The 13,565-nt window shown below is 72.9% G+C and carries 14 protein-coding genes; 3 read left to right on the top strand and 11 right to left on the bottom strand.

Annotated elements, in window-relative coordinates; all coding sequences use genetic code 11:
* Nucleotides 1-165 precede the first annotated feature (165 nt).
* The 5 genes from KUM42_RS01540 to aztB form a co-directional block, all read right to left on the bottom strand.
* Nucleotides 166-594 (bottom strand): DUF6221 family protein, encoded by a 429-nt coding sequence (locus tag KUM42_RS01540; RefSeq protein ID WP_237494566.1) that lies wholly within the window; start codon nucleotides 592-594, stop codon nucleotides 166-168.
* Nucleotides 595-957: 363 nt separating this feature from the next.
* Nucleotides 958-1,530 (bottom strand): hypothetical protein, encoded by a 573-nt coding sequence (locus tag KUM42_RS20220; protein WP_237494567.1) that lies wholly within the window; start codon nucleotides 1,528-1,530, stop codon nucleotides 958-960.
* A gap of 849 nt (nucleotides 1,531-2,379) precedes the next feature.
* Nucleotides 2,380-3,207 (bottom strand): metal ABC transporter substrate-binding protein, encoded by an 828-nt coding sequence (locus KUM42_RS01550; RefSeq protein WP_237494568.1) that lies wholly within the window; start codon nucleotides 3,205-3,207, stop codon nucleotides 2,380-2,382.
* Nucleotides 3,204-4,439: a hypothetical protein gene (locus KUM42_RS01555; protein WP_237494569.1), complete on the bottom strand. Its 1,236-nt coding sequence runs from the start codon at nucleotides 4,437-4,439 to the stop codon at nucleotides 3,204-3,206. The genes KUM42_RS01550 and KUM42_RS01555 overlap by 4 nt, the downstream gene beginning before the upstream one ends.
* A gap of 34 nt (nucleotides 4,440-4,473) precedes the next feature.
* Nucleotides 4,474-5,289, bottom strand: a complete 816-nt coding sequence (aztB, locus tag KUM42_RS01560; protein ID WP_237494570.1) for a zinc ABC transporter permease AztB — start codon at nucleotides 5,287-5,289, stop codon at nucleotides 4,474-4,476.
* 50 nt (nucleotides 5,290-5,339) lie between these two features.
* Between aztB and aztA the strand changes: the two genes are divergently transcribed.
* Together aztA and KUM42_RS20370 are read left to right on the top strand one after the other, a co-directional pair.
* The gene (gene aztA / locus KUM42_RS01565; RefSeq protein ID WP_237494571.1) at nucleotides 5,340-6,002 is read left to right on the top strand and encodes a zinc ABC transporter ATP-binding protein AztA; all 663 of its coding nucleotides are present in this window, start codon (nucleotides 5,340-5,342) and stop codon (nucleotides 6,000-6,002) included.
* A gap of 467 nt (nucleotides 6,003-6,469) precedes the next feature.
* Nucleotides 6,470-6,676, top strand: a complete 207-nt coding sequence (locus tag KUM42_RS20370) for a helix-turn-helix domain-containing protein (RefSeq protein WP_370629351.1) — start codon at nucleotides 6,470-6,472, stop codon at nucleotides 6,674-6,676.
* A gap of 136 nt (nucleotides 6,677-6,812) precedes the next feature.
* Here KUM42_RS20370 and KUM42_RS01575 read toward each other — a convergent pair whose 3' ends face one another.
* The 6 genes from KUM42_RS01575 to KUM42_RS01600 form a co-directional block, all read right to left on the bottom strand.
* Entirely contained in the window at nucleotides 6,813-7,895 is a 1,083-nt protein-coding gene (locus tag KUM42_RS01575; protein ID WP_237494573.1) for a HAMP domain-containing sensor histidine kinase, read from the bottom strand.
* Nucleotides 7,892-8,569, bottom strand: coding sequence for a response regulator transcription factor (locus tag KUM42_RS01580; RefSeq protein WP_237494574.1), 678 nt, complete (start codon nucleotides 8,567-8,569; stop codon nucleotides 7,892-7,894). The genes KUM42_RS01575 and KUM42_RS01580 overlap by 4 nt, the downstream gene beginning before the upstream one ends.
* A gap of 119 nt (nucleotides 8,570-8,688) precedes the next feature.
* A complete protein-coding gene (locus KUM42_RS01585; protein WP_237494575.1) occupies nucleotides 8,689-9,723 on the bottom strand; it encodes a VanZ family protein in 1,035 nt (344 codons plus the stop codon).
* Between the two features lie 126 nt (nucleotides 9,724-9,849).
* A complete protein-coding gene (locus KUM42_RS01590) occupies nucleotides 9,850-11,010 on the bottom strand; it encodes an MFS transporter (RefSeq protein WP_237494576.1) in 1,161 nt (386 codons plus the stop codon).
* A 56-nt stretch (nucleotides 11,011-11,066) separates the two neighbouring features.
* Nucleotides 11,067-12,107, bottom strand: coding sequence for an NAD(P)-dependent alcohol dehydrogenase (locus KUM42_RS01595; RefSeq protein WP_237494577.1), 1,041 nt, complete (start codon nucleotides 12,105-12,107; stop codon nucleotides 11,067-11,069).
* Nucleotides 12,108-12,121: 14 nt separating this feature from the next.
* Entirely contained in the window at nucleotides 12,122-12,574 is a 453-nt protein-coding gene (locus tag KUM42_RS01600) for a cupin domain-containing protein (RefSeq protein WP_237494578.1), read from the bottom strand.
* Nucleotides 12,575-12,667: 93 nt separating this feature from the next.
* On the opposite strand from KUM42_RS01600, the gene KUM42_RS01605 reads away from it, so the two are divergent.
* Nucleotides 12,668-13,561: a helix-turn-helix transcriptional regulator gene (locus KUM42_RS01605; protein ID WP_237494579.1), complete on the top strand. Its 894-nt coding sequence runs from the start codon at nucleotides 12,668-12,670 to the stop codon at nucleotides 13,559-13,561.
* Nucleotides 13,562-13,565: the final 4 nt, after the last annotated feature.

Raw genomic sequence — 13,565 nt, forward strand, 5'->3', positions numbered from 1 at the left:
GGGCACCGGCTCGACCCGCGGTCTGACCGGGGCACTGACCCTCGGTGGGCACCGGCACGGTCCACGCGGTCGAGCCGGCCACGCCGGCGCTGCGGGAGCTGTACGTGACGGCCTCCGTCGGCGCGTGCGCAGCGAGCACCACCACCTGCTGACTGCTGCGCGCGCTCATGCCCGCCACTCCTGGCGGTAGCGAGGGTGGTCGGCGTACGGCAGGGCGAGCAGGCGCAGTGTCTGCGCGGCGAGCTCCCGCCGGCCCCTGTCGTGGTGCACGGTGCTGGCCAGGAGCCTCCGGCGGAGCGACCGGGGCGCGAGGGCTGCTGCGCACCCCTCGACGACCCCCCGCCTGGCGAGGCACTCTGCGACGACCCGCTCGGGGTCCCAGCGCACCATGTGCTGGGCGAACGGCTGGTGCATCAGCTGCTGCCAGGGGCCGCAGGCAACGGGTTCGGATGTGCGGTCGACGAAGACGGCATCTCCCGCACCGCTCCAGTACCACCCGCCGACCCGCTCCTCCCCGACCGGGTGGAACGCCGCACGGGCCGTCGCCGCGTCCTCGGCGATGCGGGCCAGCAGGAAGTCGCACAGCTCGGTCATGCAGGCATCCTCGTGCCCCTTCTGGTCCACGTCCGACCACCTGCGTCGAGGACGCAGGACGCCCGCCTCGGTGGGCGGCGCGCGCCAGTCGTCGTGGCTCTGGCCCAGCCCTGCGGCTGCCTCGTCGACGAGGACGTCAGCGCCGTGCCGGGCGCACGCAGGTCGCCACCCAGCCGCGAGGGACCGTCACCGGGCTGCCTCTGTGACGCCCCGGCCCCGCCGTCGATGACGGCGGGGCCGGGGTGTCCCCGAGCCGGCCCGGTGGCCAGGCGGCGGGTCGGTCACGTCCGATGTCCCACGAGCACCCGCCGCAGGGACCAGCGAGCGGGGCGGGCGGGGTGCGAGGTCCCGCCCGCCCGGCCGTCAGCCGGCGACGACGGCGATCTCGTTGGGGGTGGCGTCCAGCTCGGCGGAGGCGATGACCTCACCGGTGGTCAGGTCCAGGGCGTGGACGGCGTCGGCAGCGGGCTCGGTCACGTAGGCGATGCCGTCGTGGACCTTGATCGCCGGGTGCGGGTCCTGCCACTCGGCCGGCCCCTCCCACGCGTCGATGACCGGGTGGCTGGCGATCAGCTCGCCGCTGTCCTCGTCCATGACGTGCACGGCGCCGTCGGTGCCCAGGAGCACGGCCTCGTCGGCCGGACCACGCGCCAGGTCGCGGAAGGTGTACTGCACACCCTCGGGCAGCGGGACGACCTCCAGCGTCTTGGTCGCGGTGTCGATCAGGGTGACCGCGGACAGCAGGGAGCCCTCGGCGTCCGGGTCGCTGCGGTGGTCACCGAAGGCGATCCGGGAGGTCTCGGTGGTGAAGACGTTGCCGGTGCGGCCGAACTCGCCGGGGGCCTCGAGCTTGGTGAACTCCCCGTCGTAGACCAGGGCGCCGTCCTCGCAGCCGAAGACGGCGACCTCGCCGGCGACCGTGCCCTCGCCGTGCACGCCGGGGCAGTTCTCGGCGCGGGCGGTCTCGGCACGGAGGTGGGGGGGGGGGGGGGGGGTGGGGGGGGGGGGGAGGGGGGGGGGGGGGGGGGGAGGGGGGGGGGGGGGGGGGGGGGGGGGGGGGCGGGGGGGGGGGGGGAAACGCGAGACCACGTGAGTGTGGCGTGTTGTGAATATAAATTAGATGTGAGAATACATACACGAATAGATATAAAACAAAAATTAAAAATAGCTAAAATAATAGTAACACACACATGACATTGTGTGAAACCAATAGAAAACGCACATGAGGCGCAATGAATAAGGAAAGATAGAAATTAAATCAGATCAAAAGAATTCTATCTCTCTAACGCGACGCACAGAATAGAGTAGAAGAGATCAGGCGGACATAGAGATCTCTCTATATATATGACACAATATAACGCAAGATAGTGCTACAGAACATAAGCTAGAGTGAGTAGAGCTGATCAATCTCTCTCATATAGAAACTACATAGCTAGGAAGAGGGAGGGAGGTACATAAGGAAAAGGATAGAATATGAAGAGTTTTGAAGAGTAGGGAATATAAAAGAGTGGGTATCGCGATGAGTAAAAGAGGGTATTTGTTTAGAAGAAGGAAAAGGAGTAATAGGGGTTAAATGAGTGAAAAGTATAAGAGTGGAAAGGAGGGTGTAGTGATAAAAGAGTGTAGGGGGTAAAATAAGAGGGGGAGAAAGATAAAAGAGGGTAAAGAATTAAAAATAAATGAGTTGTATAAGGATTGATGAATATAGTAGAGAATAAATGAATGGGAGGGAGTAGGGATGAGGGATAAGTTAGAATTATGGATATTGGATAATGATGAATGAAGTTAAGAAGAGGGGAAGATGATGGAGAATGTGGGATAAGAACAAGAGAAGTAACGAATGAAATAGGAAAAAGTTAGTGTAGTAGAAAAAAGAATGAATAGAATAAAAGAATGAAGATGAAGTGGATAGTTGTGTAAATAAAGGAAGAAGTGAGAAGAATGAGAGGATGATATGAAGGGGAAATAGTAAGAAATAGGGGTGAAGAGAAGTGGTAGGTTAGTAAGGAGGAAGTGAAGAACGTGGTGGTTGGTCACCAGGTTGCGGCGGTCGGCGGGCACCTGGGCCAGCTGCTCGCCCATCCAGGCGTCCAGTTCGGCCAGCCGGCCCTGGTAGTCGGCGACGTCGGCGGCCAGGACGTCGACGTCGATGCCCTCGACGTGCTCGGTGAGGGCATCGGCGAGCACCTCGGTGACGGTGGTCATCCGCGCCGGGTCGGTCCAGAAGTGCGGGTCGAGACCGGAGGCGTCCTCGCTCACCCACTGCAGGGGCTCGATGGCGGTCCCGGCCTCGAGCACCGGGACGCCGTCGGCGCGGGCGGCCTCGACCTGCGCGGCCAGCCCCTCCTCCAGGCCGAGCCCGTTGGAGACCACGAGGTCGGCGCTGCGCAGCCGCGCCGCGTCCTGGGCCGAGACCTCGAAGGAGTGCGGGTCGGACCCGCGCGGCATCAGGGTCATCACCTCCGCCTGCGCGCCCACGAGCTCCCCGACCACGTCGCCGAGGACGTCGGTGGTCACCACCACCAGCGGCTGGTCCGCCGAGCCGGTGCCACAGCCGGTGAGGATCCCGGCGGCGACCAGCAGGGCGGCGGCGCCGCCCAGGCCGGGCCTCATCGGCCTGTCTCGGCGAAGAAGGCCGGGGTGACGGCCGTGTCGAGGGTGCGGGCGATGCGGGCGCCGTCGGCGTAGTCGATCTCGTGCACCACCTGCGCGGAGGGCACGTTGACGTAGGCCCGGTCGGCGTCGACCTCCACCGTCATCGCGGTCAGGTCCTCCGGCGTGGCGGCCAGCACGTCGGTGGTGGCGGTGACCCCGGCCTCCGGGTCGATGACCAGCACGCGGCCGGTGTCGTCGAGGGCGACGACCCGGTCCTGGTCGTCGTCCACGGCCACGGCGCGCAGGAGCGGTGACGGTGTGGGGACGAGCTGCCAGGCGCGTGCGCGGCTGTCCAGCAGCCACAGCCCGCGCGTGCCCGAGACGGCGGCCACCGAGGGACGCCCGGGTCGCTGGGCGAACGACGTCCCCCGGTCGGCGGCGTCGACCGGCTCCGGGTACGGCACGGACTCGAGGACGACCTGCCCGTCGGCCTCGGTGGCCAGCACCGCCCCGTCGGCGCAGGAGACCACCACCCCGACCCGGGTGCTCGCCCCGCCTCGGGCGTCCTGGCACGGGACCTCCGCACCAGCGATCGGCTGCCCGGTGGCGTCCAGGGCGAGGACCTGGTCACCGGTGCTGCTGACCAGGGAGCTCCCGAGCGGCAGGAGCGTTCCGTCGTGCGGCGTGGCCGTGGTGCTCGCGATCTCCCGCACCTCGCCCTGCCCCAGGGCGAGGCGGTCCAGCACGACGCCCGCGCCGGTGTCCGGGGAGAAGAGGGTCGCCACCTGCTCCGAGGACCCGACCCGCACCTCACCGGCCCACTCCAGCGTGCCCACCACCCGCGGCTCGGCCCGGTAGTAGTGCGTGTGGTCGCCGTGGTCGACGGTCCAGGTGCCGGAGTCGACGACGGTGAGCGTCCCGGCGGGCTCGGAGGTGGCGAACAGGAAGCGTCCGTCGCTGACCACCGAGGCGGTGGGGCCCACCGTCCCCAGCGGGACGTCCTCACCGGTCAGCAGGTCCAGGCTGGAGGTCACCCCGGCCCGGTCGAGGTAGCTGATCCGCAGCTGCGCCTCGGTGACCTCCTCCGCCCCGGCCACGTACCCGTGCGGGGCCTCGGGCGCACCGGTGGCGGCCGCCTCGCCGGCGGCCGGGTCACCGGAGCCGCAGCCGGCGGTGAGCAGGGCGAGGGCGACGCCGGTGGCGAGCGCGGGACGGCGGGCGCGCACGGAGGCGCGGTCGGTGCGGGGCACGGAGATCTCCAGGGTGAGGGGACGGGGACGTGCTTCAGCGGGGGACGGCGGCCCGGACGGCGACCGACACCGCGACGAGGGCGACGGAGCAACCGGCGATCGAGGCGCCGCCGGCGGTGCTGGCGTGCCAGGACAACAGCAGCCCGGCGACCACCGCGGCGATGCCGAAGACGGCGCCGAGAGCCATCGTGGAGGGGACGCGGTGGGTCCACTGCCGCGCCGCTGCGGCCGGTGCCAGCAGCAGCGCGACCACCAGCAGGGACCCCAGCGCCTGGAACGAGGCGACGATCGCGGCGGTCACCAGCAGCCCGAGGACGACGTCGGCGACGTCCGGTCGCAGGCCGAGCGTGGTGGCGGTCCGCCGGTCGAAGGCCAGGGCGACGAAGGCGCGGTGGAAGGCGGCGCAGACGGTGAGGATGAGCAGCAGGGCGACCGCGAGGGTGGTCAGGTCGCCGGTCTGGACGGCCAGGACGTCGCCGAAGAGGATGGCGGTGAGGTCGGTGGCGAAGGACCGGGACCGGGAGACGATCACGACCCCGAGCGACAGCATGCCCACGAACAGCAGGCCGGTCGCGGTGTCGGAGGACAGCCGGGTGCGGCGGGCCACGACACCCACCCCGACGCTCATCACCCCGGCGCTGACCGCCGCCCCGACCAGCAGCGGCCAGCCGGCCAGGGCCGCCACTGCCACCCCGGGCAACATCCCGTGGGCCACGGCCTCACCCAGGAACGCCGTCCCGCGGACGACCACCCAGGTGCCGACCACGGCGCAGATGACCGCGGCCAGGCTCCCCCCGAGCAGCGCTCGCTGCAGGAAGGAGATCGCGAAGGGGTCGGTCAGCCAGGCCACGAGCGGCGACCCTACCCGCTACTGATTCTCGATCTCGTTAAGGTGGTGGAGTGGACTCCCCGACCGTGCTGCTCGAGCGGCTGACCGTCCGCCGCGGCGCGACCCTGGCCCTGGACGGGGTGGATGCGGTGCTGCCGGCCGCCGCGGTGACCGCGCTGGTGGGCCCCAACGGCTCCGGCAAGTCCACGCTGCTCGACGTCCTGGCCGGGGCCCTCCCCGCGACGTCCGGGCAGGTGGTGGGGCTGCGACCGCTGACGGTCGCCTACGTCCCGCAGCACAGCGCCCTCACCCCCGACCTGCCCATCACCGTCGCCGAGACCGTCGCCATGGGCCGCTGGCGCGAGCGTGGCCTGCTGGGGCGACTGCGGGCCGAGGACCGGGCCGTCGTCGACCGCTGCGTCGAGCTGATGGACCTGCGGGACCTGCTCGCGGCCCCGCTGACCCGGCTGTCCGGTGGGCAGCGCCAGCGGGCCCTGGTCGCCCAGGGCCTGGCCGTCCGCGCCGACGTCCTGCTCGTCGACGAGCCCACCGCCGGCGTCGACGACGCCACCCGGCTCGCACTCCTGGACGCACTGGCCACCGAGGCCGCCCGCGGAGCGGTGGTCGTGCACGCCACCCACGACGAGCTGGCCGTGTCCCGAGCCGACCACCTGCTGGCCCTGCGGGCCGGGCGGGTGCACGGACAGCGGGACGCACCGACAGCCGGTCGCTGACGCGGCACTCCGGCGCCGGCCCCGGACCGGCCCACGGGGGTCCAGCGGGCGTTCTCGTCGGCCTCGTCGACGTGACACACCGCCGTCCCGGTCCCGTCGGGCGACCCCGCCGTCCCGTCCATCACGCCTGTCACCTCACGACTCGCACGCACCCCGGATGCGCACGGGCAACATCTGACGAAGCGGACCAGTTCGTCTCGTCTTGGTCAAACCTGTGCGAGGTCACGATTTCGCATACGGTCAGTTGCAGCACAGCAGCGCAGGGTCGCCGGCTCCGAGTCGGCCCCGCGCCCCGCGAACACTTCCCGAGAGGCACTCCGATGACCCTGGCCCAGCGCTCCCCCGCTACCGCCCTCCCCCGCCAGACCGGCTACGGCCAGGTCCCCGCCCCCCGCCCCGCCGTCCCCGGCGCCCGCGTGCAGTCCGGCTTCGCCCCGGCCGCCCAGCGCCCGCTGCCGGTGCGCCCGATGGTGCAGCAGCCCGCCGCCCCCCGCCCCGCGGTGCGCTTCATGACCGTCGCCGAGGTCGCCGCGATGATGCGGGTCTCGAAGATGACCGTCTACCGCCTCGTGCACAACAACGAGATGGCCGCCGTCCGCGTCGGCCGGTCCTTCCGGGTCCCGGCCCCCGCCGTCCGCGCGTACCTCGACGGCGCGCGCACCGACGCCGCCTGACCTGACCTCGTACTCCTGACGGCCCGCCGCCCACGCGGGTCCGCCACGTGCGCCGGCGCCGCGCCACGCCAGACGTCCCCGCGCCCGTGGACGACGGCACCGGGCTGGTCCGCGCCGCACCGCTGAGGGCCGCCGGTCACGCGCCGGGCGGGGGGAACACCACCCGCACGCTCATCCCGCCCTCCGGCGGCGCCGACAGCTGCAGCTCCCCCCGGTGCACGTCGACGACCCGCGCCACGATGGCCAGGCCGAGCCCGCTGCCCGCCGGCGCCGCGGGACCGGTCGACGTCCGGCCGCCGCCGCGCACGAACGGCTCGGTCAGCGTGGCCAGCAGGTGCGCCGGCACGACCGGGCCGGTGTTGACCACCACCAGCTCGGCCGCGCCCGCAGGCGTCGTGCCCGTCCGGACCGCCACCTCTCCCCCGGGACCGGTGTTGTGGCGCACCGCGTTGAGCACCAGGTTGGTCACCAGCTGCCGCACCAGTGGCTCGACGCCGTCGAGGTCGCCCTCCCCCAGCTCGGCGTGCACGGTCAGACCGGCCGCACCGGCCAGCGGGGTCAGCTCGGCGACCACGCCGGCGGTGAGCTCGGCGAGGTCGACCGGCACCAGCGGCGGGGTGCGCCCTTGGTCGAGCGCGGCCAGGGCCAGCAGCGCCTCCACCGTCTCGGTGCCGCGGGTGTTGGTCTCGTCGAGGCGCCGCAGCAGCCGCCCGACGTCCACCCCGGCCGGGTCGGCGAGCGCGACGTCGAGCATCGCCCGCTCGACGGCGTAGGGGGTGCGCAGCTCGTGCGAGGCGTTGGCGGCGAACCGCCGCTGCTCCTCGAAGGTGGCCTGCAGCCGGTCGAGCATGGTGTCGAAGGTGTCGGCCAGCTCGCCGAACTCGTCGCGGGGGCCCCGCAGTCGCACCCGGTGCTCCAGCGACCCGGCCGCGACCTGCTGGGCGACGGCGTGCACCAGGTGCAGCGGGCGCAGCATCCGGCCGGCCAGCAGCCAGCCGCCCACCAGCCCGAGCACGCCGAGCACGCCGAGGACCACCACGAGCTTGGGCAGCAGCGCGTCCAGCAGGTCGCCCCGGTCGGGGACGGGCCGGCCGGCGGTGTCCCGCAGGTTGCCCTCGGGGACGAAGTGCAGCACGTAGGCCAGCAGCGCGACGGTGCCGCAGCCGGCGACGACGAGGAAGCCGGCGTAGCTCAACGCCAGCCGCAGCCGGGCGCTCACGAGGGGTCGGAGGACGGCTCGCCCACGCGGTAGCCCGTGCCGGGCACGGTGTGGATCAGCCACGGGTCGCCCAGCCGCTTGCGGAGCGAGGAGATGGTGATCCGGACGGCGTTGGTGAACGGGTCGGCGTTCTCGTCCCAGGCCCGCTCCAGCAGCGACTCCGCGCTCACGACCCCGCCGCGGGCGGCCAGGAGCACCTCGAGCACCGCGAACTGCTTGCGGGTCAGCCCCACGTAGCGGCCGTCGCGGTGCACCTCACGGCGGAACGGGTTCAAGGTGAGGCCGGCGAACTGCACGACCGGGGGTGCGCCGTCGACCGGCCGGCGGCCCAGCGCGCGCAGTCGCACCACCAGCTCCCGCATCGCGAAGGGCTTGGTCAGGTAGTCGTCGGCACCCAGCTCGAAGCCCGCGACCTTCTCCTCCAGCCGGTCGGCCGCGGTGAGCATCAGGATCCGGCAGGGCAGCGACCGGGCGACCATCCACCGGGCCACCTCGTCCCCCGACGTGCCGGGCAGGTCGCGGTCGAGCAGGACGACGTCGTAGGGGTGGACGGCCAGGCGCTCCAGCGCGCTGTCGCCGTCGTGCACCACGTCGGAGGCGATCGCCTCCAGCCGGAGCCCGTCCCGGATCGCGTCGGCCAGGTAGGGCTCGTCCTCGGCGATCAGCACACGCATGGGGCGAGGGTAGGGACGTCGGCGTCTCGCGGGCGTATGGCGCAGCAGCCGGGGCCGCTCCCGGGCCTCGGCGGCCAGCTGCCGGGCGGCGACGACGCTGGCCGGCTCCCACGCGGGTGTCACCCGGCGCGGGGGTCGGTCGCCGGCTGCGGGCACTCGCCGCCACGCTCGACGGCAAGCTCGAAGTGCCACGCCTCGTTGGCGTAGGTCTGGCAGAGGCCGGTCCCCGAGCCGTGCCGGGACAGCCAGTCCATCGCGTCCGTGGGACCGATGTCGACCGCGTCCCCGGTGACGTGCGCGGACTCCTCGGGCCGCAGCACGTGCGCCCGCGCCGCCTCGGGGCTGCCGTGCTCGCGCACCGCGGCGTCGAACAGCGACTGCTGGTAGGCCGCGCTCCGCCACCCGGTGGTGACGTGGAGGCGCACCCCGTCGGCCTGCGCCGCCCGCGCGGCGTCCTGGACGGCGGCCCGCAGCACGGGGTCGAGCCGGGTGATCGCCGGGACGTCGTCGAAGGGCGAGAGCACCTCGCCGTCGGGGAGCCAGCCGTCCTCGGCGGTCAGCTCCCCGCTGTGCGTCGAGGGCGCGGCCGGGACGAGCGGCACCACACCGGGGCCGACCGAGGCGGCGTCGGGGCCGGCCAGCACCGACCCGGCCGAGGAGCACCCGGCCAGGCCCACGACCACGAGCGGGACGGCGAGCAGCGCGGCCAGCCGGCCCCGCCCGGCCCGGCGCCGGACAGCCGTCCCCACGACGGCGAGCGCGACGCCGACCGCCGTCCCCGCGGTGTTGGCGACGACGTCGCCGAGGTCGGGCACGCGGCCGGGCAGCGCGGTCTGTGCCAGCTCGACGAGCACCGACGTGCCGGCGCCGAGCGCCAGCGGGAGCAGCGGGCTGCGCCGCCGCAGGAGCAGCGCGGCGAGTGCCCCGACCGGGACGAAGAGCAGCACGTTGGCCACCGCCTCGACCTGGGCCCGGTGCACGGTGCCCGGCCACGGCGCGGCGAGCGCCTCGACCACGGCCGTCACCGCCCGGCGCGCGTCGGCGACGGCCCCGGGCGGGCCGAGGGTGGTGCAGCCGACCGCGACGAGCACGGCGAGCGTGGCCAGCAGGAGCCGCCGCGGGCGGTGCGGGAGCGGGACGGGGGTGGCGGGCATGCGGGACTCCTCCCCGCCCGGCGGGGGGCGCGGCGTCGGGATCGGGTGGACGTGACCCCAGTCCAGCCGACCGGCCGTTGCCGCAGCGTCTCGGTTTCCGCATATGCCCAGCACATGCCGGCACCGTCAGGCGGGGACGGCCTCCCGGCGCCGCAGCCGGGCGAGGGCGATCGTGGGCACCAGGGTCAGCGCCGCGACGCAGGTCCCGACCACGGCCGGCCCGGTCGCCCCGAGGTCGGTCTCCAGGGCGTGCCCGGCGGCCAGCGAGCCGACCGCGGTGCCGAGGTTGTACGCCGAGACCGACAGCGCCACCCCCAGCGTGGCCGCCACCCCGGAGAACCGGACCGCCAGCGCCGACAGCACCGGGTTGGCGCTGAGCCCGAGCAGCCCGAGCAGGACCAGCAGGACCACCGTGGGCGCGGCGGAGCCCGAGAGGAGGCAGACGGCGAGCAGGACGGCGGTCGTCGACGCGGCCACCCCGATGGTGGTGGCGGAGGGGTGGTCGTCGCCGAGCCGGCCGCCGGCGACCGTGCCCACGAGGGACCCGACGCCGAAGCCGACGAGCACCAGCGGCACCCACCCCGCCGCCAGACCGGCCCGGTCGGTGAGCAGCGGCGACACGTAGGAGTACACCGACAGCACACCACCGGTGGTGGTCGCGCACGCGGCCAGCACCAGCCACAGCCGGCCCGAGCGCAGCACGCCCAGTTCCGACCGCAGCGACGTCGGCTGCCGGTCGCCGTCCTCGGGCGGGACGCTGCGGGCGACCAGCGGGACGGCGGCCAGGGCGAGCACCGCGAGCGCCCAGAACGGACCCCGCCAGCTCGACAGCTGCCCGGCGAACGCGCCCAGCGGCACGCCGGCGACGTTGGCCAGCATCCCGCCGGCGCCGACCAGCCCCAGGGCCCGGGCGCTGGCGCCCGGGCCGGCGGCGCGGGTCGCCACCACCGAGGCCACCGACCAGAACGCACCGGTGGCGAAGGCGGTGACGAATCGCGCGGCGAGCAGCACCGGGAGGGCGTCCGCGACGGCGACGACCACGTGCCCCGCGGCGAACACCGCCAGCGCCAGCACCAGCGTGACCCGGGCCGGCATCCCGCGGGTGAGCAGCGCCATCGTCGGCGATCCGACGATCATGCCGACGGCGAACACCGTGATCAGGAGGCCGGCCTGCCCTACGCCCACCTGCAGGTCGCCGGCGATCTCCGGCAGCAGCCCGGCGACCACGAACTCGGTGGTGAGCATGAGGAACGTGCCCACGGCCAGCACGTACACGACGAACGGCATGCGGGTGGGCCGGACCGCCGGTGCGGTGTCCGTGCTCCCGGCGGTCCGGCCCGCGGTCACCGGAGGCTGGCGGTGTCGATGACGAACCGGTACCGGACGTCGGAGACCAGCACCCGCTCGTAGGCCTCGTTGACCTGCGCTGCGTCGATGACCTCGACCTCGCTGCCGATGCGGTGCTCGGCGCAGAAGTCCAGCATCTCCTGGGTCTCGGCGAGGCCGCCGATCATGGACCCGGCGAAGGTGCGGCGGCCACCGATCAGCGACATGGCGTTGACGCTCAGCGGCTCCGGCGGCGCGCCGACGTTGACCAGGGCACCGCCCACGGCCAGCAGCGAGAGGTACGCGTCGACGTCGATCGGCGCGCTGACGGTGTTGAGCACCAGGTCGAACGTGCCGGCCAGCGAGGTGAAGGTGTCCGGGTCGCTGGTGGCGGCGTAGGCGTCGGCACCCAGGCGCAGGCCGTCCTCCTGCTTCTTCAGCGACTGCGAGAGCACGGTGACCTCCGCGCCCATCGCGTGCGCCAGCTGCACGGCCATGTGGCCGAGCCCGCCCAGGCCCACGACCGCCACCTTCTTGCCCGGGCCGGCGCCCCAGTGGCGCAGCGGGGAGTAGGTGGTGATGCCGGCGCACAGCAGCGGCGCGGCCGCGGCGGAGTCGATGCCCGCGGGGACGCGGAGGGCGAAGTCGGCGTCGACGACGACGTGCGTGGAGTACCCGCCCTGGGTGGTGGTCCCGTCGCGGTCGGTGTTCGCGTAGGTGCCGACCATGCCCTTGAGGCAGTACTGCTCGTCGCCGGCCAGGCAGTTGGCGCACTCGCGGCAGGAGTTGACCATGCAGCCGACACCGACCCGGTCACCGACCGAGTGGGTGCTGACCTCGGAGCCGACCTCGGCGACGGTGCCGACGATCTCGTGGCCGGGCACCACCGGGAAGGGCTGCGGGCCCCAGTCGCCGTTGACGGTGTGGATGTCGGAGTGGCAGATGCCGGCGTGCGTGATCTCGATCAGCACGTCGCGCGGGCCGACGTCGCGGCGCTCGATCGTGGTGGGGGCCAGCGGCTCGCCGGCCGCGGGTGCTGCGTAGGCGTGGACGCGCATGAGGGTCTCCTCGTTCAGTGGGTGGTGGGGGTGGCCGTGTACTCGGCGTCGGTCACCGGCGTCAGCCAGTGGACGACGGCGTGGTCGTCGTCGCCCTCGTTGATCGCCAGGTGGACCATCAGCCGGTTCGGTGCGGCTCCGTGCCAGTGCTCCTCGCCGGCCTCGAACAGGACGCGGTCACCGGGACGGATGACCTCGACCTGCCCACCGCGGCGCTGGCACAACCCCACTCCCTGTGTGACGAACACGGTCTGGCTGAGCGGGTGGCGGTGCCAGTGGGTGCGCGCGCCGGGCATGAAGTGCACGAGGTTCGCGCTGACCCGGGACGGCGCGGGGGCTGCGGCGACGACGTCGATGTACACGTCGCCGGTGAACCAGTCGGCCGGGCCCTGCACGGTGTCGGCGGAGCTGCGGGTGATCTGCACGGTGGTCTCCTCCGAGGTGGGCCGATCGGTGTCGGTGTCCACGGAACGCCTCCGGGCGCGGGCGTGACAGGGCGGGCCTGTGGGGGGTGGGAGCTCGACCCCCCACCGGCGGCCCGCCGACGTAGCGTCGAGGGGGTGGACAACCGCGCCGACATCCGCGACTTCCTCACCACCCGCCGGGCCCGGATCACCCCGCAGCAGGCCGGGCTGCTGGCCGGGGGCGGACGGCGGCGGGTCCCGGGGCTGCGCCGGGAGGAGGTCGCCGTCCTCGCCGGGGTGAGCACCGACTGGTACACCCGTCTGGAGAAGGGCCACATCGCCGGCGTCTCCGAGGACGTGCTCGAGGCCGTGGCCCGCGCGCTGCAGCTCGACGAGGCAGAGCGCACCTACCTGTTCGACCTGGCCCGGGCAGCCCGCCCGAGCCGCACGCCCCAGCGCCGCAGCCGGGCGGTGGTGCCGGCGCGGGTGCAGTGGATGCTGGACACGATGACCGGCTCGGCCGCGTTCGTCGCCAACGGCCGGCTCGACGTCCTGGCCACCAACACCCTGGGCTGGGCGCTGCACTCGCCGATGTTCGCCGGCCCACGCCGGCCGGTGAACTTCGCCCGCTTCCAGTTCCTCGACCCGGCCGCGGACGACTACTACCTCGACCGGGGCGCCGCGGCCGACGTCACCGTGGCCCTGCTGCGCGCCGAGGCCGGCCGGCGGCCGCAGGACACGGCGCTGCGCGAGCTCGTCGGCGAGCTGTCCACGGTCAGCGAGGAGTTCCGCACCCGCTGGGCCGCGCACGACGTGCGCATCCACCACAACGGCACCAAGCGGTTCCATCACCCCGTGGTCGGCGACCTCGAGCTCGGCTACTGCACCCTCGACCTGCCCGCCGAGGAGTCCCCCGGCCTGCGGATGACCATCTACACCGCCCAGCCGGGGACGCCGTCCGAGGACGGGCTGAAGCTGCTCTCCAGCTGGGCGGCGACCCAGGCGGCCACCGGGGCCGCCCAGCCCGCACCGGCGGCCGACCGCCCCTGACCGG

Source organism: Modestobacter sp. L9-4 (genome assembly GCF_019112525.1).
Lineage (GTDB): Bacteria > Actinomycetota > Actinomycetes > Mycobacteriales > Geodermatophilaceae > Modestobacter.